The following is a 24,486-nucleotide window of genomic DNA, read 5'->3' as shown; positions in this document are numbered from 1 at the left end:
TATGTTCAGCAATCTACGTCTCTTCATCAATTCTTTTCTAGTAATGGCAAATACGGCTGTGACTGCATTCGTAGTTTGCACATTCTCGATCATCAAATTACTACTGCCACTGAAATTCGTTCAGACATTGATGACCAGCCTATCTAACAAACAGATGTGGCTTTGGGCGACGATTAATTTATGGCTGCTAAACCTGAACAACAACATTGAATGGGACGTTGAAGGTGGTGACGATCTGACGCCAGACCAATGGTATATGTTGTTGTCTAACCATTTGAGCTGGGCTGACATTGTTATCATCACATCCGTGATGAAAAACAGAATGCCAATGTGCAAATTTTTACTAAAACAAAGCTTACTGTATGTGCCTTTTGTTGGTCTTGCTTGTTGGGGCTTGGATATGCCATTTATGAAGCGACACTCGCAGGCCTATCTGGTTAAGCACCCCGAACGACGCAATGATGACTTTAATGCGATTCGCAAAGCTTGTAAAAAGTTTGAGCACGTGCCAACAACGATGATCAGCTTTGTTGAAGGGACGCGATATAGCGAAGAAAAGTTGGCGACGGTTAAAACACCTTATCGACATCTATTGAAGCCAAAAACAGGTGGTGTAGCGTTCACACTTAACGCCATGAACCATTTGTTGGATGGGGTCGTTGATATCACACTGGCGTATCCAGAAAATCGAGAAGACCCATTTAATGATTTGTTGAAGGGTAAGTTGACGAAAGTTGTCGTTAAAATCGATGTATATCAGATGGACGAAAACCTCAACGGTGATTACTTCAACGACAAAGTATTCAAACGTCGCTTCCACAATTGGCTCAACGATGTATGGAAACGCAAAGATGAAAAATTGGAAGCTATCTATTCGCAGAGCTAATAATAAGTAACAAGAATACAAAAAGGGTCTACCAGTTGGTAGACCCTTTTTAATATCAATACATTAGGTTATCAATGCAGACTACCCAACCGGTAGTCTTGGAATGACTCTACAGCACCTTTCTGCTTCATTGATTAACACAGAAACAGCATGTGTATGGTAATTCTCTCCGCTCTTCCAAACGGTTTCTCCGAATATCTGACACAACTCAAAATCAGAAATAGTTCCCTTCATTTCTTGGTAGGCGACGGCAGAGATGATTTTCTGTTCCAATGATTCTGGACAGGATTCAACACGCCAACGACTCACTTGAATATTCGGCAAAGCACACTCCTTGTGGTCATATTTTCGTCATCAGAGCCACAGTAACACTATGAATTTACAGGATCAAGTTGATCTTGCTCACAGTTTTTTGGGGCCATTAACGTGCCAGTCGTAACCTATTGTAAACGTGCGAACTTATTTTTATTTGGTTAATACTTAATCATTAAAATAGTTTTTTGCGAGTGATATAACGTTTGAGTTAAATGGTTTTCTGTACGGTTTCTATGTCGGACTCTGATTTGAAAGATCTTAATAGAGCGATCAGCTCTGGTAATAGCCAAAGTGAAGAAACATACAGTGCATATTCGGCAAGAAGCCCAACAAGCGCCGTGCCGACAGCAGTTTCTGTTCCTACATAATGAGGTAGTACGTAGCTAAGAATTAGGTAGGTAAAGACGGTGTAGCTGACAGTAAGCCATAAAGGGTCACGACTGTTTTCAGAGAGCTTATTAGCTTTGGATTGGTGTTTAGAGCGTGATTGATTTTCCTTAATCATGGACAGTACTTCCTAATTATCCGTTACGTCTAAGATATTCAAACACTCTAGTCGCTGTTCACAAGAATACTCGACGGCTAATTAGAGCAATCTCATAATTCTATAAATTAATATTGTTAAGAATGAACCTCGCTCACAATTACTCGCTTAACACCATGGATCCAAGTATCTAGCTTTTTTCGTGATGACCTCTCATTTTAGAGTATTGATTCTAATTGTGATGGTTTGCCGACTACACTTTGAGATAACTATTAGAGTTCGCATATCGGATGCGATAGACGATTAGATAGAGGATACAAGGATGGATTATCAACGCATTAAAGTAACTAGGGACGAGCACGTCGTGACTGTACGCTTAAACAGGGCGGATAAGCTTAATGGTGTCGACATGATTATGTTTAATGAGTTGATTCATGTGAGCAAAGCGCTTCGTAACGACCGAACGCTGAGGGCAGTTATCCTGACGGGAAGTGAAGGCAACTTTAGCTCAGGACTCGATTTCAAATCTATGATGAAAAACAAGAGCTTTGCTGCAAGACTCTTGTTTAAGTGGCTTCCTGGCCAATCAAATCGTGCACAGCAAGTAAGCAGTAATTGGCGAAAGCTATCCGTTCCTGTTATTGCTGTAATCGAAGGATATTGCTGGGGAGCGGGTATGCAAATCGCGCTAGGGGCCGATTTTAGATTCTGTGCGCCTAATGCCAACCTTTCAATCATGGAGTCGCGGATGGGATTAACCTCAGATATGGCGGGATCCATTGCTCTTAGAGAAATCATGCCGAAGGACCAAGCGATGCGAATCTCGATATGCGCTACAGAACTTGACGCTAAGGCTGCATTATCTATGGGATTAGTGACCGAAGTCAGCGATGATCCTATGAAAGAGGCATTGACACTTTGTACTCAAATCGCCCAAAAATCCCCAGATGTGACCGCCGCTATGAAGCATATGTACACTCGCTATTGGACCGCACCTGCATGGAAACTTTTGGCGTATGAAACTTATAGCCAGATACGCATTATGCTGGGGAGAAATTTTGTTCGCGTACAACAGGCTTTGAAAAAGAAAACATCACCACAATTCGAGCCAAGACAGCGTCACTGGTAAGTTCAACTATTTACGCTCACCACTTTTTATGATCAATGTAACGTGGCTGTGCTCTAGCCAGCCACGCCCATTGAGTTCATCTCTGCTTAATATTCAAAGTTAATTTACTCACATCAAATACCTCTCTTTGTGTTTTTAAAACGCAGTTTCAAAACCAGATCTAGTTCAAGATTTAACCGTTAATTTTCTAATTTTAAGGATCAGTGATCACGTCTACGGTTGTTCATATGTGAATGGTATTGATCATATAAGAACGATTGTTACTATTAAAAGCATAAATTACGGTTAAGGAAAGTTATGTTAACGAAGTATTCAGCGAACCCTAGAGACGTGAAAAAGTACTCCACTGCACAACTGCGTGATGAGTTCTTGATCGACGAGCTATTCATACCATCTCGGGTATCGGTAGCGTATAGCCATATTGACCGAGCGGTTGCTTTAGGAATTTGTCCTCAAGATAAACCATTGATTTTAGAGGAGTGGATAGATAGTAAGTCGTTCGGGACCGAGTTTTTTCTTGAGCGAAGAGAGCTTGGGTTAGCTTGCTTAGAAGGAGCTGTAAAAGTAACCGTAGATGCAAAAACGTTCCATTTAAATGCTATGGATGTGCTTTATGTCGGCCTAGGCTCAAAGACAATTGAGATAGAGAAAGTAGAAGGTAACGCGACAGTCTACGGATTAAGTGCACCAGCGCACAAATCGCTACCCACAAGGGTAATTCCTCAGAGTGAGGCTCGCGTGGTAGAACTTGGTTCAATAGAGACGGCAAACCAACGCGTCATTAACCAATACCTGCATCCGGATGTGATAGAAACCTGTCAGCTATGTTTAGGAATCACTCATTTAGCACCGGGTAGCGTTTGGAACACGATGCCTGCACATACTCACGAACGTCGAATGGAAGCGTATGTGTATTTCAATATCAAGCCAGAACAAGCCGTGTTTCATATGATGGGCGAACCTACCGAAACTCGTCACATTCTAGTTAGAGATAAACAACTCGTACTGTCACCAAGTTGGTCGATTCATTCGGGGTGTGGTACGCAAAACTATAGCTTTGTTTGGGGAATGTTAGGTGAAAATCAAACATTCGACGATATGGACTTTATTCCAATGGATACATTGGCTTAGTTGATACTAATAGGAAATTAACATGAACAAAACTCTGAAAAATGTACTTCTTACTACCGTAGCGGGCGCAGCAGTCACAGTATCATCAATGACATTTGCAGCAACGGAAATCAAAGCGGCATTTAACCAATCTGACAAGCACCCTCAATATCTGGCTTTGGAAGAGTTTGGTAAACAGTTAGAAGCGGAAACGGATGGTCGTTACAAAGTTACTATTTATCCCAATGCACTGCTCGGCGATCAACGTGCGTCGTTGGAGCTGGTTCAAGCTGGCGCAGTGCAAATGGCAGTGGTAGCAAACCCGTTGGTAGAAAACTATGACAATACCTTCACTGCAATCGGCATGCCTTTCGCTTATACCGGTATTGAGCATCAAGAAAAAGTGTTTACTTCCGGAGCTCTAGACAAGCTATTTGCCTCTACCAAAAAGTTTGGTTTTGAAGTATTGACGGCTTATACCGCTGGTTCTCGTAACGTTTATACCAAGGGGCATAACGTTAAGTCAGTCGAGGATATGAAAGGTCAGAAAATCCGCGTGATGCAGTCGAATACTATGGTAGAGATGCTAGGGTGCATGGGTGGCACTGGTGTGCCGATGAGTCAAGGTGAAGTGTATACTGCGGTTCAACAAGGTGTCCTTGACGGTGGTGAGAATAATGAAATTACTTATGCTGATATGAAGCACTATGAAGTGGCTCCTTACTTTAGCAAAACTTCTCACTTGATGGTGCCTGACTTAGTCGTTATCAGCGACGACTTCATCAATTCAATGTCGAAGGAAGACCAAGCGACTATTCGTCGTTTAGCTAAAGAGTCGACTGTTGACGAGTTTGCTAAATGGAATGCTCAAATTGGTAAGGCTCGTGCGTTAGCGGAGGAGAATGGTGCGACCTTTATTGATGTCGACGTGAGACAATTCCAAGAAAGCTGCAAACCTCTACAGCAAAAATTGATTAAAACTGACGCACAGAAAGAATTAACTAAGGCGATCAGTGAACTGAGCTAATTAAGAAGGAGTTAGGCGCCAAGCCTAACTCCTTTTTTGCAAGGAAAAGTCTAGTGGAAAAGTTGTTAGTCTGGACAGATAAGTTCAAGAAAATCATCGACTGGGTAGTGGAACGAGCTTGTATCGCTATTATGGCATTCTTGACAGTTCTTGTTACTTATCAGGTCGTTACTCGTTATGTCTTCAATAGTCCAAGTGCGATGAGTGAAGTGCTGTCACGATACATGTTTGTCTGGTTGGTGTTGATTGGTGGGGCTTATGTGTTTGGCTTGAGAGAACATATGGCTATTACCTATGTACGAGATAAGTTCTCGCCGAAAATAGGCATACTGGTTGATATTTTCACTGAATGGACAATCGCTATATTTGCTTTCGTGGTTATGTGGCAAGGCGGATTCAAAGCGTCCGTTCGTCAAATGTGGCAGTTAGATTCGGCCTTAGAAGTGCCAATGGGTGTTATTTACTCGGCATTACCTATCGCCGGAGTGCTTATTCTTGTTTATTTCGTTATCAACCAACTGAAACTAATACATCAGTTTCAGCAACTTAGTGTAAAAGGATAGACATATGGATGCTGCTACCCTCGCTGCCCTTATTATGTTCGGCGGCGCTATCATTCTACTCGTTTTAGGTGCGCCGATAGGTATTAGTATTGGATTGCCTTCATTTGTTGCCATGGTCAGTATTCTGCCTTTAGCAGGCGCTACGACGACAGCCGCCCAACGAATGTTCACGGGTTTGGATAGTTTTGCATTACTAGCGATACCGTTTTTCATTTTAGCGGGCAATATTATGAATAACGGTGGCATAGCCATACGACTCATTAATTGCTCGCGCATAGTAACGGGTTATTTTCCTGGAGCATTAGCCCAAACTAATGTGGTCTCCAATATGTTGTTTGGTTCAATCAGTGGCTCTGGCGTTGCTTCGGCAGCGGCGATTGGTGGAATTATGAACCCTATTCAAGAGAAGGAAGGGTACGACTCGCCATTTAGAACAGCGGTAAATATTGCATCTGCTCCAACTGGAATGTTGATTCCGCCAAGTAACACGTTAATTGTTTATGCGACAGTCGCTGGTTCGGTATCTATTTCAGCACTCTTTATGGGCGGTTATTTGCCCGGCTTACTCTGGGGTGGTGGCGTTATGCTAGTGGCAGGGTTTATGGCCTACCGCCGTGGATATATGTCGAAACATGTGATGAGCCTTTCTGAGCGCGCCAAACTATTTATTGATGCAATACCTAGTTTGTCATTAGTGGTGGTAGTGATAGGAGGTATTCTCGCAGGCATCTTTACACCGACAGAAGCTTCAGCTATTGCGGTTGTTTACTCTTTGGCACTTGGGTTTATATACAAGGCTCTGAAAGTTGAGCAGCTCCCAAGTATTTTGTTGTCGACTGCCAAGTTAACCGCGATCGTCATCTTTATGATAGCCGCTTCGTCAATCATGTCGTGGGTAATGGCGTTTACGCAAATTCCTGGAGCTATAGCCGATGCTTTGTTGTCGTTAACCGATAACCCGATTGTGATTCTTCTAATCATCAATGTGATTTTATTGTTTGTAGGGACCTTTATGGATCCCACGCCAGCGGTATTAATTTTCACACCCATCTTTCTACCGATTTGTATGAATTTGGGTATGGATCCAGTCCAGTTTGGTATTTTGTTGGTGTTTAACTTGTCACTTGGCACCATAACACCACCAGTTGGACCAATACTATTTACTGGTTGTAAGGTTAGCGATATCAAAATTGACCATGTGATCAAAACGCTGCTACCATTCTTTGCGGTGATATTTTTAGTACTAATGGCAGTGACTTATATCCCGGCAATTTCGATGACGATCCCACAAATGATGGGCTTAGTGAAATAAGGAGCAGGTACTTGGAAAAAGTTGTTCGGCAGGAGTATAACGCCCCAGCCTTAGAGAAAGGGTTGGATATACTGGAGTTGCTAGCAAGTTCAGCTGAACCCATGTCAAAGAAACAGATCGCAGAGATGGTCGGTCGTAGTGTGGGAGAGATTTTCCGAGTACTCTCTGTATTGGCTCGTCGTGGTTATGTGACCTTTAATGAAGATAGCGGTAAATATATGTTTTCTATGCAAATGTTTACCGTTGCTAATCAATATCCACCTCAGTCTCAACTGTTAAATATCGCCAAGCCATTAATGAAAATGGTGAGTGAAAAAGTCAATCAATCATGCCATGTTTCATGGTATGACAATCAGCATCTGGTGGTGATCGGAAGGGAAGAGAGTCCATATAAGATGGGCTTTAGCCTTAAGATTGGCGCTAAGTTAGACGTATGTTCATCCGGCTCTGGAATCGTACTGTTGAGCTTTAGTGATGAGCTCAAAAGAGAGAAAATACTCAAGCAGAGTGGTGCAACTGATTACGAAATAGAACAAGCGAACGCTTTACTCAATCAGACCAAGAATCAAGGTTACTTTATTGGTCCCAGTCCACAAATTTCGGGTATTACTAATATCAGTGTGCCGATCTTTACGGGCAGTGAGATGTTGGCTGTGTTGACTGTTCCATATGTCACTTTAGACTCTGATGCAGTTCATCATGCTGTAGATAGTATTGAAACGACAAAGAACGAGTTAGTCGCTATTTGCCAATCAATCAGTCATCAGTTAACGCCTCAAGTGTAATACTTTCAAAGGCGTGTGGTTATTTCATAGATAGCGACATGCCTTTACTCTTCTTAGGTCTAATTGTTCAATAATGCCTCTGAATTCATCAAGACCACGCTAGATTATTCATCTGTGACAAGCTAAGATTTCCTCTTTCTATTCAGCACATTTATCACAGAGTTTTTCAACTCTAACGCGCTAATTTATCGAAAAAATTTACGAGACTAACAACGTATAGCACCATGTGGAGCCACGAGTGAGCGAATTCCAAGATCTATCCATACAAATCGAACAAATCTCTCAAGCTGAGGAGCATGAGCAACCAAGTGTGCTTAATGAACTTATAGAGCAGGGGATGGAGTCGTCGTCGGTGGGATTGATATTGGAAGCCTTTCCTATAGAGCAAAGGGTTCGTTTGTGGCGTGAGTTGCCGCTGGAAATGCATATCGAAGTGCTCACAGAGACTCGTGCGGAAGTACGTGTTTCTATTCTGGATGCGTTATCGGAAACTGAGCTTAAGCTTACGCTGGCGAAGTTGGATAACCTTTCGCTTATCGAGTGGGCGGACTCACTGCCTGATGACATCATTGCCGAAGCTATCTCTTTACTTGAAAAGGATGAGCTAGAGCTTTATGACCAAGCCAATGAATATGAAGAAGATCAGATTGGCCGCTGGGCAGATAGGAAAGTCATTACGATTCCTTTTAGTATCTCAGTAGACAGAGCCAAGCTGTTGATTGATAAATACAATTATGAGCAGCCAGAGCATATCTATCTAATTGATAAGCAAAAACGTTTTCGTGGGATGGTGGATTATAGCGATGTCTTAAAAAGTGATCCTAAAACGCGAATCAAACAATTGGTTTTGGAGCACGTCACCACGCTTAGTGCAAAGCTAACATTGGCCGAATCGGTGGAAGCAATGGAGCGTTCCTCCTTCAGTGCATTGCCTATTCTGGATGAACGTAAATTGTTGGTAGGGGAGATTGACTGGAAGTTTGCTCTTAGCACGCAACGAGAAATCTACGAGACGCGTTTAATGGCCGGTACGGGTATGGATGAAGGCGATGACCTCTTCGCACCAGTATTGAAAAGTTCGCAAAAGCGTGGGGTTTGGTTGGGGATTAACTTGCTTACCGCTATTTTAGCTTCAGTGACAATTGGCTTGTTTGAAAACGTCATTTCGCAGGTTGTTGCCCTTGCGATCCTTATGCCTATTGTCGGTTCTATGGGTGGGATCGCAGGAAGCCAGACACTAACTTTGATCGTGCGTTCTATGGCTCTCAACCAGATTACCTCCGGTAACCGATTTGCCCTTATCAAGAATGAGTTGGGCATTGGTGCAATTAACGGGCTACTGTGGGCGATCATCATAGGTGCGATGGCTGGATTGTGGTTCCAGTCTTCGATCCTTGGTGCGACCATAGCGTTGGCTATCGTCGTCAATATCATCACAGCAGCGTTGTTTGGTGTCTTGATTCCTTTAGTTCTGGATAAGCTCAAGCTTGATCCTGCTTTAGCGGGTTCAGTCATATTAACGACGGTTACCGATGTGGTCGGCTTCTTTGCGTTCCTTGGTACCGCAAGCCTAGTCATGTTGTAAGTCTTCATTAAGAGGGTTGTAAGAATTGGACTGCAACCCTCTTTTTTTATGATTTTAAAACGAAAAATCTTCCCTTTTCCAGATTTTAATTGAGCCTTTTTTGTTTTGTAATTATTTGAATATAAATGTAAATTCATCCTGTTTGACATTGTTCTGGCTATTTGGGCTCTTCTCTTTCTAATTCTTTTGTTTTTACCAATAAATCTCTAGTTTTTAAGTGCTTGCGATGCTCTAAAGTCTGGCTATAATCGCGCGCCATTTTATTAATGGTGTGAATGGGATGAGCCGCTCGCCTGGCGCCTCTCCTGTAATAATCCACTTTAATCAACTTGCTCATCATTTATCTATCGTGATGATGCGAGAGGATCGCGAAACAAATGAAACTAATTAAAACCACGATTGCTGCTGCACTAATGTCTACTATGCTAACTGGCTGTATTGGCCAAATGGCAACAACGAGTATGGTGATGTATGAAGTTAACCTAAAAGGTGTGGACAACCGTTATGCTCGTGCTGGCCTATACACTTTGATGTCACCAGTTTATGCCATTACAGCGGCAGCGGATCTATTCGTGATTAACTCTATTGAGTTCTGGACTGGTACCAACCCACTAACTAAGAAAAAGGCGGTAGCGGACACTCCTGCTGAAGCGTACATCAAAGTAAACCACAAGGTAGGAAAGAAGCTCTCTACCGCACCTGTTAAGTTATCTAAGCTAGATGACAATACAACACAGATGGACTTCATTGATGATTCTGGCAAGGCACGCACACTTGTAGGGGTGAGCGGTAAAGATTCTGTTGATTTCTACCTAGATGGCGAGTTCATTACTACTGCATCCCACGCAGAACTAGAACAGTACGCAACGGCGTCTTAACTGTTATCAGAGCCTGCTCATTGATTCGAGCAGGCTTGTTTTTGCCAGCCGCTTACCAACTTAACACTTCAACTATCAACACTTTTATTGATGCAGAAACTGGAGTTCCACACGCTTTCCTCCTATCATCCGCACATATTTCTGCGATCGTGTAAACCTATCATGTCTTTTTCTGAGTTAACGTTAAGCTCGGCATTAATTGATGCCATTCCTAGTGAATTCTCTCATGCTACTCATATTCAAACCCTCGCTATTCCTGCAATTACCGCACAGCACGATGTCTTGGCTCTTGCACAAACTGGCAGCGGTAAGACCTTAGCCTTTGGTCTTGGGCTGATAGAGCAGTTGCTTAACAACGAGATAAAGCAAGCCTTGATACTAGTGCCTACGCGTGAATTGGCGAAACAGGTAACAGAGACCATCGATCCTATCGTCGCTCTATTAGGTTATTCAGTCGCTGTGGTTTGCGGCGGCGAGGATGTAGAGCCGCAGGTGGGTCAGCTAAATGCTGCTCCAGAGATTGTAGTGGCAACACCAGGACGTTTGCTCGATATCATGAATAAACAGCTGGTGGACACTCAACGTATTGAAACTGTGGTGCTTGATGAAGTTGACCGTTTACTCGATATGGGTTTTTGGCCAGACATTCAGAGTATACTCAATGGATTGAGCCACAGAAAACAAACCTTAATGTTCTCAGCAACGCTACCAGAACAATTGGAAGCAAAAGTCACGACTTTGCTTAACAATCCAATCAGAGTTGTAGCCAATAAAACCAATAGTGTGGTGGAGCAGATTGCAGAGACATTGTATTTGGTAAATAAAGGCAGTAAAGCCAATGTGCTGATTAAGAAAATTACTGAGTATCAATGGCCTCAGGTGTTGGTGTTTATTGGTGCACGAGACAATGCCGATGCGCTTTGTAAGAAGTTGAATAAAGCAGGTATTACTAGTGGCGCCTTACATGGTAATAAGGAGCAAACGGAGCGTGAACGTACCTTACAGGCCTTCAAACAAGGTGAGATTCAAGTACTGATTGCTACCGATATTTTAGCTCGAGGGATCCATGTAGATGATCTTCCAGTCGTGATTAATTATGAGTTGCCAAGTGACCCATCTGTATACGTGCATCGAGTTGGGCGCACCGCCAGAGCAGGAAAAATGGGACAGGCATTGTCACTAGTTTGCCATGGTGAAACCGAATATCTTGAGGCGATTCGTCAACTCACATCACGAAGCTTAGTGTTGGAAGAGCTGGCTGACTTTCCGGTGACGGACAAACCCTCGACAGGAGAAAGCAAGCGCCCTAAACGAGATAAGCAAGCCAATCGACGCACCAATAAAAAGACCCGTGCGAGTCAATTCAAGAGCAAGAAACGTTAGCATCGAGTTCGCAACAGAGAGCGTTAAGGAAAACAGTCATGGCAACCATGAAAGACGTAGCAGAGTTAGCAGGGGTTTCGACAGCGACAGTATCGAGGGTAATTAATCGCTCACACTACGTAGAACCAGTAACGTTGGAGCGGGTGGAGAAAGCGATTAAAACGCTTAACTATCGTCGTGACCCTCGAGCCGCTGCGTTAGCGAAACGAAGCAATAACACGCTAGGTCTACTCACAGGTAACTTGGCTGATCCCTTCTTTGCATTAATCGCCAAAAATGTGGAAGAGGTGGTACGTATTAATGGTCATCAACTGGTAGTGGTGAGTGGCGGTCACAATGCGGAACGTGAAAAAGAAGGCTTGGACTTTCTTATCAGCCAAGGCTGCGAAGCTATGGTTGTGCATGCCAAAATGCTTGATGATGCCACTTTGCTCCGCTACGCTGCCCAAGCTCCCTCTATGGTTCTACTCAATCGCACTATTCCACAGATCTCGAATCGCTCGGTATGGGTGGATAATCGCGCTGGAGCAAAGGTCTCGGTGGAGCATTTGATTGCTTTAGGTCATCGCAAGATAGCCTACGTCACCAGCGACCTGCCGATAGAAGATAGAACTGATCGCCTTCAAGGCTATAAAGACGCCATGTCATCTGCCAACATTGAAGTACCGCCTAGCTGGATTATTAACGAGAATTTCAGTGAGTCTGGCGGTGAAGCGGCAGGAAAGGCTTTGATGGCGCGGTGCCCAGAAGTTACTGCTGTGGTGACGTTTAATGATGTCATGGCGGCGGGGTTGATGGCGAGTCTCTACGAACAAGGCGTTGTAGTACCTGACGATATGTCTATTGTGGGTTTTGATGATGTGTTGTTGGCACGCTATCTTTATCCACGTTTAACCACAATGCATAACCCTATCGACGAGATGTCGGTGCATGCCACGAAGCTAGCACTGAACCTCAAAAAATCAGCCTATACTCCTCCCCATAACCATCGTTTTGAAGCCAGTTTAGTCGAAAGACAGACCGTCAAGCCGTTAAAAAGGTAATTATCAATGAAAAAACGTGAGAATGTTCACATCAGATAATCTCATGTAAGCGCTTACATGAAACAGTCATCTAGCTCTCAATTTTGGAATGAGGCTAAGGATATTATCTCTGCGAACAAACCCTACACAGTTTTTGAGGATATACATTATGACAAATTCAAAGCCTCTGCCCTCATTTGGTTTAGCGCTCGCCCCTATCGCGGTGATGTTTTTGCTTTTGGCAATCGGCTACGGAGCGCTAGGACTACGAATTGAAGTCTTGCTGCTGATTTCTGCGGCATTTACTGGTTTCATCGCTTGGAAGATGGGCTACAACTGGGATGACATTATTGGCGCTATTGTTGAGAAGCTTGCCAAGGCGATGCCAGTCATCCTAATTCTTGTTTCTGTTGGCGGCCTTATCGCCAGTTGGATGGTGAGCGGCACGATCCCTTATATGGTGTATTGGGGACTTAAAGTGATCAGTCCCGAATACATCCTTATCGCTGCCTTTTTCGTGACTAGCGTAGTATCGGTATGTACAGGTACATCTTGGGGTTCAGCAGGTACTGTTGGTGTTGCACTAATGGGTGTTGCGGCTGGCCTAGATGTGTCGCTTGCTGCCGCTGCGGGTGCAGTAGTTTCCGGCGCTTATTTCGGCGATAAAATCTCTCCATTGTCTGATTCAACCAACTTTGCTCCAGTGGTATCAGGCACAACCTTGTACGAACACATCCAACATATGCTCTACACTACCTTGCCAGGCTTTGTGATTGCCGCAACCGTGTTTTTCTTTGCTGGTCAAAGTGCCGATGTGGCAGGAGTGAGCGAACCAGAGAAAGTCGTTGAGATCTTAGCGGGCCTTGAAAGCCTTTATAACCTCAACATTGTTCTTATTATTCCACCCGTGATGATCCTTTGGGGTGCTCTTACTAAAAAGCCAGTATTACCGCTGATGCTTGCAGCGTCGGCGATTGCTATAGCACTTGGCATGCTACTTCAAGGCTTCTCGCTACAACAAGGTTTCCAAGCATATGTTGATGGCTTCAATCTATCAATGTTTGAAGCGAATGGTCACGAAGTATCAGGCATCATTCCGGATGTAGCGAAGCTGCTTAACCGTGGTGGTCTGTTCTCAATGATGAGCACTATCTTGTTGGTATTCTGTGCCTTCTCTTTCGCAGGTATTTTAAGCTTAACTGGCGCATTGAACGTGGTACTTGGTCGCTTCCTGCATCTGATTCACTCAACGGGTCAACTGATTGCTTCAACGGTTATCGCGACGATTACGGTTGTGTTCACGACATCAGACGGCAAATTAGCACTATTGATTCCGGGAGAACTGTTCCAAAACGCCTACCGAAAAATGGGTCTAGATACCAAGAACCTCTCTCGTACTATCGAAGATGCAGGCACAATTATTGAACCGCTAGTGCCTTGGACCGCTGCAGGTATTTACATGGCGGGCACGCTAGGCGTAGCAACGCTTGATTATCTACCTTGGGCGATTCAGTGCTATACCGGCGTTATCTTCGCGCTGATTTACGGTTTTACTGGTTTTGGTATTGCGAAAGCAAAGCCAGAATCAACAGATAATACAGAATTACAAACTGTTGCTACCCCAACAAAATAAGGTAACTGCTGAATGAATTGCTTCGACCAAATGTTAGAACGTCGTAACACTGGCTCGCTTAAATGGGATTTTATGGGTCAGAAGCTAGGATTGCATCAATCGGATTTACTCCCTATGTGGGTCTCAGACTATGATTTCAAAGCGCCACAAGTGGTATTAGATGCGCTAACGCAGCGCACTGAGCATGGTGTCTTTGGCTATGCAGAGCGAGATGCTGACTATTATCAAGCCATCATTGACTGGTTTGCTACTCAGCATGACACCCATATCGATAAGGAGTGGGTGACAACGGTCCATGGTGTGTTGCCTGGGTTATCGATCGCACTGCAAATGCTTACCAATATTGGTGACCAGATTGTCATGCAGTCTCCGGGCTACGGGTCCTTTCGCAAAATCATTGAGTTCAACGACCGAGTAGTGAAGGAAAATCCCTTAACGCTTGAGAATGGCGAGTACAGTATTGACTTTGAACACCTCGAGCAGTGCTTTGCTCAAGGTGCAAAGGCGATGATCTTTTGTAATCCTCACAACCCAACGGGACGTGTGTGGTCACAGCAAGATGTGCTAAAGCTTGCAGAGCTTTGCGAGCGCTATCAAGTGTGGTTGTTAAGTGATGAAATTTGGTGCGATCTTACGCTTTCCGGCCAACAACACTATTCGGCGCTGAAACTGCCGCAAAGCCTAAATCAACGTTTGATAGTGGCAACGGCAGCGAGCAAGACCTTTGGCCTTTCGTCACTGCGTATCTCTAATTTCATTATTCCTAATGAAGAACTGAGAGCACGCTTTGTTAGACGATTAGATGCTCATGGCATGGATGTGTTTAATAGCTTGTCTTTGGTCGCCGCGACCGTTGCCTATCAGCATTGTGCCGAATGGTTGGAGCAATTAAAGCAGTATCTAGAACGAAATATCGAGCGACTTCAACGCTTTGTAGAATTGGAGCTTTCAGGTACAGGGGTGAAGTTTTTACCTCCTCAAGCGGGCTATCTAGCATGGTTGGATTGCCGAGCACTTGGCCTTACTGACAACGATCTGGAGCAGCACTTTATCAACTCTGGCGTGGTGCCAAGTATGGGCACAGCCTTTGGTAAAGAAGGTTCGGGCTTTGTCCGCCTTAACCTTGGTTGTCCAGAGACTACGTTGCAAAGAGCACTTACTTGTATTAAACACGCCTTAGTATAACCCTACATCTGTGATGTGATTCACGTATTCTTTGATAACTAGCGAGTACTAGGAATTTTTCCTAGTACTCCTAAGACCGCCTCTCAAGCCATTATCCCGGCCAATTCTTACACTCTTGCTCATAGATTTTCAGCGCTATCAGCGCTGATCCTCAAACGAATTTACTTTTTGCACCACACCAAGACCGGCGATGGGTCGCTCTTTGGGTAGTGCTGCCCCTTATGTTGAGAGTCTAAGGATTCATCATGTTGAAATTTCTAGAGCAAGTGCGTAAGCCGACGTTGGATCTTCCCGTCGAGCAAAGACGCAAAATGTGGTTTAAACCCTTCTTACAGTCCTATTTAGTGGTCTTTATCGGTTACATGACCATGTACCTGATTCGTAAGAACTTCAATATCGCGCAAAACGATATGATTTCGAACTATGGGCTTTCCATGACTGAACTTGGTTTGATTGGTCTTGGTTTCTCCATCACTTACGGTATTGGTAAAACCGTGGTGTCCTACTATGCCGATGGCAAGAACACCAAACAGTTCCTTCCGTTTATGCTGATCCTTTCAGGTCTTGCGATGCTTGGCTTCAGTTTCAGTATGGGTGGCGGCAGCGTTAGTCTATTCCTAATGATTGCATTTTATGCACTAAGTGGTTTCTTCCAAAGTACCGGTGGACCTTCTAGTTATTCAACCATTACTAAGTGGACGCCACGTAACAAGCGTGGTTCATACCTTGGCCTTTGGAACATGTCGCACAATGTAGGTGGTGCAGGTGCAGCAGGTGTTGCACTATTCGGTGCTAACTACCTGTTTGATGGTCACGTGATTGGTATGTTTGTGTTCCCATCTATGATTGCTTTGGTGGTTGGTTTCTTTGGTCTTCGTTACGGTAGTGACTCTCCAGAAGCTTACGGTCTAGGTAAAGTAGAAGAGTTATTTGATGAAGCGGTGAGTGAAGAAGACGAAGCGGCTGAAGAAAACCAAATGACCAAGCGTGAAATCTTTGTTGAGTATGTACTTAAAAACAAAGTGATTTGGCTACTGTGTTTTGCCAATATCTTCTTGTATATCGTGCGTATCGGTATCGACCAATGGTCAACAGTTTATGCCTACCAAGAACTTGGTCTATCCAAAGAAACGGCAATCTCTGGCTTCACTTTATTCGAAGTCGGCGCGTTAGTGGGTACCTTACTTTGGGGTTATCTGTCTGATTTGGCGAATGGTCGTCGCGCTCTGGTTGCGTGTGTGTCATTAGCGCTAATCATCGTAAGCTTGGAATTCTATCAACATGCGACAAGTGAATTTATGTATCTTGCATCGCTATTTGTCTTAGGTTTCCTAGTCTTTGGTCCTCAACTACTTATTGGTGTAGCGGCAGTAGGTTTCGTTCCTAAGAAAGCCATCAGCGTTGCCGACGGCGTGAAAGGTACGTTTGCTTACCTCATTGGTGACAGCTTCGCGAAGTTAGGTTTAGGTATGATTGCCGATGGTACGCCTATCTTTGGCCTAACAGGATGGAAAGGTACCTTTGCAGCGCTGGATACATCTGCAGCGATTTGTATCGGTCTACTTGTCTTCGTAGCTATCGCAGAAGAGAAGAAAATTCGTAAAGCTAAGAAGCAGTTACAACAAGTTACGGCTTAATATACCCCTGAAAAGCGCTGTCTACGATTTCGCATTTGGTTTGCCTGAGCCATTGGAATCATAGATAGCGCTTTTTTTAGAACCAAACGCTATTTGCTTAATCGATGCGTCGGCGTTAAGTTACCCCATTTTTCGCCTTTCTCTAGTCGGTACTTCATCATGATCAATGTTGTTTTAGTGGATGACCACATCATCGTACGTTCTGGGTTTGCTCAATTACTCAATCTAGAGGAAGACATTAATGTAGTCGGTGAGTTTAGCTCGGTTGAAGAAGCTAAGAGAGGGCTGCCGGGCAGTGGTGTGCAGGTATGTATTCTGGATATCTCGATGCCGGACGAAAGTGGTCTCGCGTTACTAGAGTCGATGCCCAAGGGCATTGCCTGTGTGATGCTCAGTGTGCATGACTCTCCTGCTATGGTGGAAAAGGCATTGGAATTAGGTGCACTTGGTTATTTGACCAAACGTTGCAGTCCTGATGAACTGATTCAAGCGGTGCGAACCAGTGCCAACGGTGGTTGCTATCTTACCCCGGATATTGCCATGAAACTTGCTTCTCCAAGACCGTTCCAACAAGCCTTATCTCGACTTACTAAACGTGAATATGAAGTGTCAGAGCTCTTGGCGACGGGACTCGATGTGAAGGCGGTAGCGGCCGAACTTGGATTAAGTCACAAAACCGTTCATGTCCATCGTGCTAATGCACTGGATAAACTTGCTGTCAAAAACAATGTGGAACTTGCCAAGTTGTTTAGGGCAGAAGCGACGTTGTAATGCGAACTTACCTCGTTGCCAGCGCCAGTGCATGGCTGATAACCCTGTGCAGTTGGTTTTGCTTATGGGTGATTTCCTATTACTTCGTTAACGACGCTGAGTTGGCAATTCTGTTTTTCCCGTTCGCTCTTAGGCTTGGGATTACCCTGCATGCCGCTAAAAAATACTGGGGTGCCGTTTATGCTGCTGAGTGGTGCTTAACCATCTCTCTGGCTATTTTGCTTGCGCAGCCTCAGTGGTCGGCCATTTTGGTTGCTAGTGCGCTAAGTATTCCTGTTGCCTTGGTTGCTGAGCGTTATTATCAAGGCGCTCAGTGGCGACGATTACTTATTCAAGCCGCAGCGATTGTTGCCTGCGCTCTGATTAACATGCTTGCTGTCGGCAGTCATAGTGACTCTCTGAGTTTCGTCGGTTTGGTGAGTATTACGGCGGGGCTTATGCTGGTGCCGAGCTGTTACCTCATTTGGAATTACCTATTTCAAAGTACGTGGCGACCTTTGACATCTAACCTCATCCATCAACCAATCGAATTTCACTATAAGCCGATTTTGCTGTTCATTGCACTGTTTGCGGTGAGCATTTCTCTGCAAGTCGGGCTGCCTGACGAGCTCAGGCGCTTTGCTCCGTTTTGTTTGGCAATACCCATCATCTTGCTTGCGTTTCGTTATGGATGGCAGGGTGCTCTGCTAGGTACGCTTCTTAATAGCTGTGCATTAATAGCGGCGCGTAGTGGGGTGTCACAACTGGAAGTCACGGACCTACTGTTATCAATAAGTGCTCAATCATTAACGGGAATATTGCTGGGTATGGCGGTGCAGAGACAGCGCGATTTAAACCATCAGCTTCGCTCTGAACTTACTCGCAATAAGCACTTAGCGAAACAGTTGGTGCAAGCGGAAGAGTCGGTGCGTAAGGACATTGCTCGCGAACTGCATGATGAAATTGGTCAGAATATCACTGCTATTCGAACGCAAGCGAGCATTATTAAGCGCGTCAACAATCCTGATTTGAGCATTGGTTGCGCTGATACCATTGAATCCTTGTCTCTGAATGTCTATGACACCACAAAAGGACTGCTTACTCGATTAAGACCAAAAACCTTGGATGATTTAGACGTGATCTCCGCCATTCAGCAAATGGTGCGTGAGATGGAGTTTGAACAGCTTGGTATTGAAGTTGAATTTACTGTCGACAATATTAGCCAGCGAGTGCTCTCGGATATGATGGAGGTGACTTTGTTCCGTTTATGCCAAGAAGCGCTGAATAACATTCTCAAATACGCTCAAGCCAAACAGGTGCGAATAGAGCTCGTCATTGATGCGACAATCACGCTAAAGATTGCTGATGATGGTATTGGCTTTCCGCTTCAAGATAGCCAAAAAGGGTTTGGCCTTAAAGGCATGAAAGAGCGTGTTCAAGCGTTAGGTGGCCAGTTTGAGATTCGCAGCGTTGTTGACGGAGATGAAACACAACGTGGCACCGAAATTGATGCACGACTTCCATTGGTGTAGCGGGGTAGTTCATGACAGTCAAAGTAGCAGAACAGCAGATGAAACATCAAGATAGCGCGAGTGTCGATACTCGCTATCGGTACTGGCGTTTTCACATCATGCTGGGAATGTATCTCGGCTATGCCGGTTTTTATCTTACCCGAAAAACCTTCAATTACACCGCGCCTGCACTTATTGCCGACCTTGGTTTAGACAAGGGATACATCGGCATGATGGGCACCATGTTCTATTTGATGTATGGGCTATCAAAATTTGTCTCAGGTATTATTTCAGACCGTTCCAACCCTCGTTATTTTATGGGTATCGGGCTTATTGCCAGTGGAGTGGTAAACATTGTCTTTGGTCTGTCGAGTTCGCTGTTTGTTCTCGCGAGTTTATGGATTCTTAATGCTTGGTTCCAAGGTTGGGGCTGGCCGTCCTGTTCCAAGCTTTTGACCACCTGGTACTCCAGAACCGAAAGAGGATTTTTCTGGTCGCTTTGGAATACGGCACATAATGTCGGTGGCGCGATGATTCCTTTGCTGGTGGGCTTTCTAACCTTTCATTATAGTTGGCGCGAAGGGTTTATTATTCCGGGCGTAATAAGCGTGCTGATAGGTTTATTTCTCTGTTGGCGACTGCGTGATAAACCCACGTCAATGGGATTGCCTACCGTAGGCCAATGGCGCAATGATAAGTTAGAATTGGCTCAAGAAAACGACGGAGTAGGGCTGAAGCCGAAGCAGATTCTCTGGTCGTATGTTCTCAACAATAAATACATCTGGTTGCTCGCTTTTAGCTACGTATTGGTTTACATCGTGCGCACGGCGATTAATGACTGGGGTAACTTGTATCTGACTGAGCAGCATCATTACAGTTTAATCAACGCCAATGCATCAGTATCTTTGTTTGAAGTCGGCGGCTTTGTGGGGTCTTTAGTAGCTGGCTGGGGCTCAGACAAGCTATTTGGCGGTAATCGTGGACCAATGAACCTGATTTTCGCAATGGGGATTTTCCTGTCTGTTGCCGCGCTCTGGTTAATGCCATTAACCAACTTTGTGTTTCAGTCTGCTGGTTTTTTTGCCATTGGTTTCTTTGTTTTTGGACCGCAGATGCTCATTGGTATGGCGGCGGCTGAGTGTTCACATAAAGACTCAGCAGGTGCGGCTACAGGATTTGTTGGACTGTTTGCCTATATGGGCGCAGCTCTTGCTGGCTACCCACTTGCGATGGTATTAGAGCAGTTCCATTGGACTGGGTTCTTTGTGGTGATATCGGTCTGTTCGGCTGTCATCGGCCTATTGCTGTTACCCTTTTTACAAGCACAATTCAGTCAGCGTTAATTCATGGTTTGATGGCTCGGACTCATTGCTGTTGTATCCAATCAACCAGTGTGAAGTGAAGCCATTTTATCGCGTGTGTATCTCGGCTTTGGGCTGGGTAGATAAGCCAGAATTTGACGGGTTCAACCGGACCCGGAAATGGCAAGATCTTGATGGGTAACCGATTGGCATGCTGCTCAGCGAATCGTCTGGTACAGAGGCACAGTGCTTCACTTTCTGAAGTAAGCGACAGCATGGAGGTTAAAGAGGTTTGCGTGCTTAAGATACGTCTTTTGGGTGGCGGTGAATTATATAGCATTTCAAACAGTGAAGACTCTCCAAATTGGTAATTCAATATGATGTGCGACTCTTCGGCAAACTGCTCTGGTGAGATAGTGGAGCCTACTCGTGGATGGTTTTTCGAAGCGATCACCACAATTTCATCTTCAAATAACAGGTCGTTGCAAATGTTCGGTTCAGCGAGCTGGAAAATATCTATGATGGCATCGGCATGTTTGAATTTTAAAGTCTCGTAGCTATCGCTATTACTATAAAGGATATCCAACCATTCGAGACGAAAACGAGTTTCAGTGTGATTGGCAAGCTCGGTACTTTTTATGTGCTCAAATATGATGGGCTCAGGTGCTTGTACCACCACTTTTCGTGGTGTTGATTGGTGAACACCATAAAGGCAATCATTGGTAATTACATCGAATTCATGGAGCAGAGGGGTAATGCGTTCTATTAAATGATGCGCTTGTAGGGTTGGAGTTATACCGCGGCCTCGACGCATAAATAGCGAGGTGTTGAGCTCAATAGAAAGCTTTTTAATTGATTGGCTTACTGATGCTGGAGTGACGTTGAGCTCTTCTGCTGCACGACTAATCGAGTCATGTTTGTACACGGTAGCAAAAGTTCGAAAAAGGTTTAAGTCAATCTTGTCACTGTATTGAGTCATAGAGTTTGCCATGAGTTAAAGTAGGTAACCTTCCGTGGTTACTTAGTTAACTATAGGAAAGATAGAGATTATTTCCTACGATTCTGAGAACTCATGCTCTAGCGCATCAAGTGTTGTTTGAGACACTAATTGGTCATCAATGTAGTAACTGATCTTGTCGCCTTCTTTTACACCTATCACTTTCGATTGCTGACCATCCGCCAAGGTCACTTCCATTTCAATCGTATTTTCATCGAGGTAACGAATGGTGCCTGAGTTAGGCGTGCTCATTGTCAGTGGATCAATTGGTGCATCCTGCAGGCTAGAATCAACCTTGTCATTCACTTCTAAGTAGGTCTCTGTTTTTGTATCAAACACATGAGGCTTACCGTTAATTGGGTTGGTACCAGACCAGAATTCGATTGAGTTCACAACGAACAAGTCAGCCACTAGCGTAAAACCATAGACAGGAGATAGCAGGAAGTTAACGCCTGCACGTGCGTAACGGTTATCCACGACTTTAACGTTGAAGCCCATCAGTTTTTCGGTCACAGCATTACTACCGACACAGCCACTGAGTGTCAGCGCTGAAGCGAGAAGAAATGCGATTTTAGTTTTGGTATTCATAACAAGCCCTAAGCAGTAATAATAAATTGGTCGTTACCAAAGATGTTTAGGTGCTAGGGGGTTAGACAAGAACCTAAACAAGCCTTTGGCAACGGAGGGGGCGCAGCCTAAAGCGGTGGAGGTATCTGATAAATGTGTTTGAGTTAAAAGACGTTTAAGTGACGGTTAATAAAGACAGCCGGTAAATTTTTCCATATTTAACAAAGACTAATGGAATGCTGTTGAATGCGGTGTAATAAGGTGAAACAAGTTGACATAACTCTGATGTATCTAATGATGAAATGTATCAAAAGTGGGGGCAGATATTTGTAATGAATAGGGAGTGCGGAATACAGATAAGTGAAATGAAAAACGGCAAGCGTAAAGTGCTTGCCGTGAAATCGTTTTAGCTTACTAGTGACTTTGTTATAGCGTCAAAGTCGTTGCTGATTTGCCATCTGATTGGCAATTTTTGGTGCATACCAAAGACTCGGCGCAATAATGAAGGAGGCTGGCACTGCCGTGATAACAATAAATGACTGTAAGGCAGAGATCCCGCCGCTGCCTAACGAAATCAGAACAATGGCAACGGCACCCATAATGATTCCCCAGAAAGCTCGAATCGTCGCGTTCGGTTCTTTGTCTCCACTGATCACCATGGTGATGGTGTAAGTCATGGAGTCACCTGTGGTGACAATAAAAGTCGTGGTGAGAATCAAAAATAAAATGGAGATCAGCGTCGGGAATGGCAACTGTTGTGTAATCGCTAAAAGTGCCCCTGGCATATTGAATCCCTCAAAGCCTGCCTGAATCACACCAGGATTCTCCAATTCAAAGGCAAGTCCAGAACCACCGACGATGGTGAACCAAAAGCAAGTTACTAGTGGGGCGGCGATACTAATGGCAAGTACTAATTGGCGGATAGTGCGGCCACGGGAAATGCGGGCAATAAAAATCGCCATCATCGGAGCATAGCCAATAAACCAACCCCAGAAGAACACGGTCCACCAACCTAACCACTCAGGGTTTCCTCGATATAGCGCCATTGGAACAAATTGGTCAATCATTTGACCTAAACCTTGAACATAGCTATCGATAATAAAGCCAGTGGGACCAGCAAATAGAATAAACACGATAAGAGCCACGGTAAGAATAATGTTATAGCGACTCACCAACTGGATACCGCGATTGACTCCGCTTAATGCCGAGAGGGTATAAAATACCATCGCAACGACCACTACTATAGCCTGGGTTATGAAGGTGTCCGTAGTACCAAAGAGCTCTTGCATGGCATAGCTGATTTGCAGCCCCAGAAAACCAATAGGGCCAATTGTGCCAGCGGCAACAGCGATAATACTCAGTGCATCTACCGTGTTGCCGATTCCGCCTTTAATAGCTTTTTCCCCAAGTAGCGGATATAGCAAGGTTCTTGGTTTTAGAGGTAAGCCTTTGTCGTAATGCAGATGCATTAACACAATAGAAGATAAACAACCTAAAACAGCCCAAGCTAAGAAACCCCAATGAACAAAAGACTGAGAAAGTGCGTTGATGGCATTGGTTTTGGCATCTTGAGAGCCAAATAAAGGTGGAGGTGAAACAAAGTGTGCGATTGGCTCAGCAGCAGCCCAGAACACGCCGCCACCTGCGAGCAGTGTACACAATACTATCGATAGCCATTTGAAATTCGTTACATCAGGAGTATTGAGATCTCCTAAGCGAACATCACCGGTACGACCAAAACAGAGTGCGAGACCAATAACGAAGTTGGCTAACAACAAAATTTGCCAAAATGCGCCAAAATAGCGAGTTGCCAGCTGAAAACCAGAATCGACAAAAGAGGAAAGAGTAACAGGATGGGTGAGGGCAAGTAGAACAAATAGAGTTAGAAAAGAGCCGCTAATCCAAAACACAGGATTGTTCATTTCCAGTTTGGCTGCGAGCTGTCTCAGTCGTTCAGGTGGATGGATAGCATTGTACGCTGAGTTTGAAGCTGCTGAAGTAGATTCAACAGTATTAGAATTTAGCATTAAATAATCACTATTCACTATATGCTGCGGTTAAGCGAGCAATGTGGATTTGGACACAATTTTGCAGAGCAAAATGTGAGCTGTGTCATAAAAAGTCGGCCATCCTAACATATTGCTTGGTGGGGAACAGAGATTTTTTACGGATATATGGTGCTTCAATAAGAAAGCGTCTGATGTTTAGGAAGTTTTAGAGCGCAGATAAATATAAAGGCCTATCAGATGCTGAGTCTTTTAGGCCTTATTAACCAACAAATAGGATGTCGAAAATTGGAGGTTCATTGGCTTGCGATGATCATATCAGTCTGGTCGCGGACTGCTAGAAAATTCGGACACAAATATTGTAAGTATCAGTGTCCTTTTTCTTTAATTTTTCATTTTTAACTATATGAATAATATAGG

Annotated in this window: 23 protein-coding genes; 17 read left to right on the top strand and 6 right to left on the bottom strand. The window is 44.3% G+C overall.

The features are described from left to right. Position 1 precedes the first annotated feature (1 nt). Complete coding sequence (locus tag MMA19_RS18380; RefSeq protein ID WP_038221894.1) at positions 2-886, top strand: acyltransferase; 885 nt, start codon at positions 2-4, stop codon at positions 884-886. Positions 887-967: 81 nt separating this feature from the next. Here MMA19_RS18380 and MMA19_RS18375 read toward each other — a convergent pair whose 3' ends face one another. Beyond that, positions 968-1,210: a hypothetical protein gene (locus MMA19_RS18375; protein ID WP_038167169.1), complete on the bottom strand. Its 243-nt coding sequence runs from the start codon at positions 1,208-1,210 to the stop codon at positions 968-970. 199 nt (positions 1,211-1,409) lie between these two features. Further along, the gene (locus MMA19_RS18370; RefSeq protein ID WP_240206907.1) at positions 1,410-1,706 is read right to left on the bottom strand and encodes a hypothetical protein; all 297 of its coding nucleotides are present in this window, start codon (positions 1,704-1,706) and stop codon (positions 1,410-1,412) included. A 301-nt stretch (positions 1,707-2,007) separates the two neighbouring features. On the opposite strand from MMA19_RS18370, the gene MMA19_RS18365 reads away from it, so the two are divergent. The 7 genes from MMA19_RS18365 to MMA19_RS18335 all read left to right on the top strand — a co-directional run bounded on the left by MMA19_RS18365 (position 2,008) and on the right by MMA19_RS18335 (position 9,196). Then, positions 2,008-2,814, top strand: coding sequence for a crotonase/enoyl-CoA hydratase family protein (locus MMA19_RS18365; protein WP_006069881.1), 807 nt, complete (start codon positions 2,008-2,010; stop codon positions 2,812-2,814). 297 nt (positions 2,815-3,111) lie between these two features. Next, positions 3,112-3,945, top strand: a complete 834-nt coding sequence (kduI, locus tag MMA19_RS18360) for a 5-dehydro-4-deoxy-D-glucuronate isomerase (RefSeq protein WP_198558155.1) — start codon at positions 3,112-3,114, stop codon at positions 3,943-3,945. A 22-nt stretch (positions 3,946-3,967) separates the two neighbouring features. Beyond that, positions 3,968-4,951 carry a TRAP transporter substrate-binding protein gene (locus MMA19_RS18355; protein ID WP_006069883.1) on the top strand — a complete coding sequence of 328 codons (984 nt, stop codon included), beginning with the start codon at positions 3,968-3,970 and terminating at the stop codon, positions 4,949-4,951. A 53-nt stretch (positions 4,952-5,004) separates the two neighbouring features. Further along, on the top strand, positions 5,005-5,514 hold the full coding sequence (locus tag MMA19_RS18350) for a TRAP transporter small permease (RefSeq protein WP_240206906.1): 510 nt from the start codon (positions 5,005-5,007) through the stop codon (positions 5,512-5,514). 4 nt (positions 5,515-5,518) lie between these two features. Then, positions 5,519-6,826, top strand: a complete 1,308-nt coding sequence (locus MMA19_RS18345) for a TRAP transporter large permease (protein ID WP_031496093.1) — start codon at positions 5,519-5,521, stop codon at positions 6,824-6,826. 11 nt (positions 6,827-6,837) lie between these two features. Next, entirely contained in the window at positions 6,838-7,611 is a 774-nt protein-coding gene (locus MMA19_RS18340) for an IclR family transcriptional regulator (RefSeq protein ID WP_006069886.1), read from the top strand. A 238-nt stretch (positions 7,612-7,849) separates the two neighbouring features. Further along, entirely contained in the window at positions 7,850-9,196 is a 1,347-nt protein-coding gene (locus MMA19_RS18335; protein ID WP_038229294.1) for a magnesium transporter, read from the top strand. Between the two features lie 157 nt (positions 9,197-9,353). Here MMA19_RS18335 and MMA19_RS18330 read toward each other — a convergent pair whose 3' ends face one another. Further along, on the bottom strand, positions 9,354-9,533 hold the full coding sequence (locus MMA19_RS18330; protein ID WP_240206905.1) for a hypothetical protein: 180 nt from the start codon (positions 9,531-9,533) through the stop codon (positions 9,354-9,356). Between the two features lie 40 nt (positions 9,534-9,573). On the opposite strand from MMA19_RS18330, the gene MMA19_RS18325 reads away from it, so the two are divergent. The 9 genes from MMA19_RS18325 to MMA19_RS18285 all read left to right on the top strand — a co-directional run bounded on the left by MMA19_RS18325 (position 9,574) and on the right by MMA19_RS18285 (position 20,538). Next, the gene (locus MMA19_RS18325) at positions 9,574-10,074 is read left to right on the top strand and encodes a DUF3332 domain-containing protein (protein WP_096443200.1); all 501 of its coding nucleotides are present in this window, start codon (positions 9,574-9,576) and stop codon (positions 10,072-10,074) included. 162 nt (positions 10,075-10,236) lie between these two features. Then, complete coding sequence (locus tag MMA19_RS18320) at positions 10,237-11,457, top strand: DEAD/DEAH box helicase (RefSeq protein WP_240206903.1); 1,221 nt, start codon at positions 10,237-10,239, stop codon at positions 11,455-11,457. Positions 11,458-11,495: 38 nt separating this feature from the next. Continuing rightward, positions 11,496-12,500, top strand: a complete 1,005-nt coding sequence (locus MMA19_RS18315) for a LacI family DNA-binding transcriptional regulator (RefSeq protein ID WP_240206902.1) — start codon at positions 11,496-11,498, stop codon at positions 12,498-12,500. Between the two features lie 148 nt (positions 12,501-12,648). Continuing rightward, positions 12,649-14,112, top strand: a complete 1,464-nt coding sequence (gene nhaC / locus MMA19_RS18310) for a Na+/H+ antiporter NhaC (protein ID WP_006069891.1) — start codon at positions 12,649-12,651, stop codon at positions 14,110-14,112. Positions 14,113-14,124: 12 nt separating this feature from the next. Next, the gene (locus tag MMA19_RS18305; RefSeq protein WP_240206901.1) at positions 14,125-15,297 is read left to right on the top strand and encodes a MalY/PatB family protein; all 1,173 of its coding nucleotides are present in this window, start codon (positions 14,125-14,127) and stop codon (positions 15,295-15,297) included. 245 nt (positions 15,298-15,542) lie between these two features. Further along, positions 15,543-16,934, top strand: a complete 1,392-nt coding sequence (gene uhpT / locus MMA19_RS18300; RefSeq protein ID WP_240206899.1) for a hexose-6-phosphate:phosphate antiporter — start codon at positions 15,543-15,545, stop codon at positions 16,932-16,934. Positions 16,935-17,093: 159 nt separating this feature from the next. Then, a complete protein-coding gene (uhpA, locus tag MMA19_RS18295; RefSeq protein ID WP_006069894.1) occupies positions 17,094-17,705 on the top strand; it encodes a transcriptional regulator UhpA in 612 nt (203 codons plus the stop codon). Beyond that, entirely contained in the window at positions 17,705-19,216 is a 1,512-nt protein-coding gene (gene uhpB, locus MMA19_RS18290; protein ID WP_240206897.1) for a signal transduction histidine-protein kinase/phosphatase UhpB, read from the top strand. The genes uhpA and uhpB overlap by 1 nt, the downstream gene beginning before the upstream one ends. 11 nt (positions 19,217-19,227) lie before the next feature. After that, entirely contained in the window at positions 19,228-20,538 is a 1,311-nt protein-coding gene (locus MMA19_RS18285) for an MFS transporter (protein ID WP_261359914.1), read from the top strand. A 22-nt stretch (positions 20,539-20,560) separates the two neighbouring features. Here the strand turns inward: MMA19_RS18285 and MMA19_RS18280 are convergent, their stop codons facing one another. The 3 genes from MMA19_RS18280 to MMA19_RS18270 form a co-directional block, all read right to left on the bottom strand. Continuing rightward, on the bottom strand, positions 20,561-21,475 hold the full coding sequence (locus MMA19_RS18280) for a LysR family transcriptional regulator (protein WP_240206895.1): 915 nt from the start codon (positions 21,473-21,475) through the stop codon (positions 20,561-20,563). Between the two features lie 75 nt (positions 21,476-21,550). Next, positions 21,551-22,081: a DUF3332 family protein gene (locus MMA19_RS18275; RefSeq protein WP_240206893.1), complete on the bottom strand. Its 531-nt coding sequence runs from the start codon at positions 22,079-22,081 to the stop codon at positions 21,551-21,553. A gap of 413 nt (positions 22,082-22,494) precedes the next feature. Further along, complete coding sequence (locus MMA19_RS18270; protein ID WP_240206892.1) at positions 22,495-24,087, bottom strand: BCCT family transporter; 1,593 nt, start codon at positions 24,085-24,087, stop codon at positions 22,495-22,497. Between the last annotated feature and the right edge of the window lie 399 nt (positions 24,088-24,486).

The organism is Vibrio sp. CyArs1 (genome assembly GCF_022432925.1).
GTDB lineage: Bacteria > Pseudomonadota > Gammaproteobacteria > Enterobacterales > Vibrionaceae > Vibrio > Vibrio mediterranei.
Note: the sequence above shows the minus strand (reverse complement) of the source record. Positions and strands in the feature narration are given on the sequence as shown.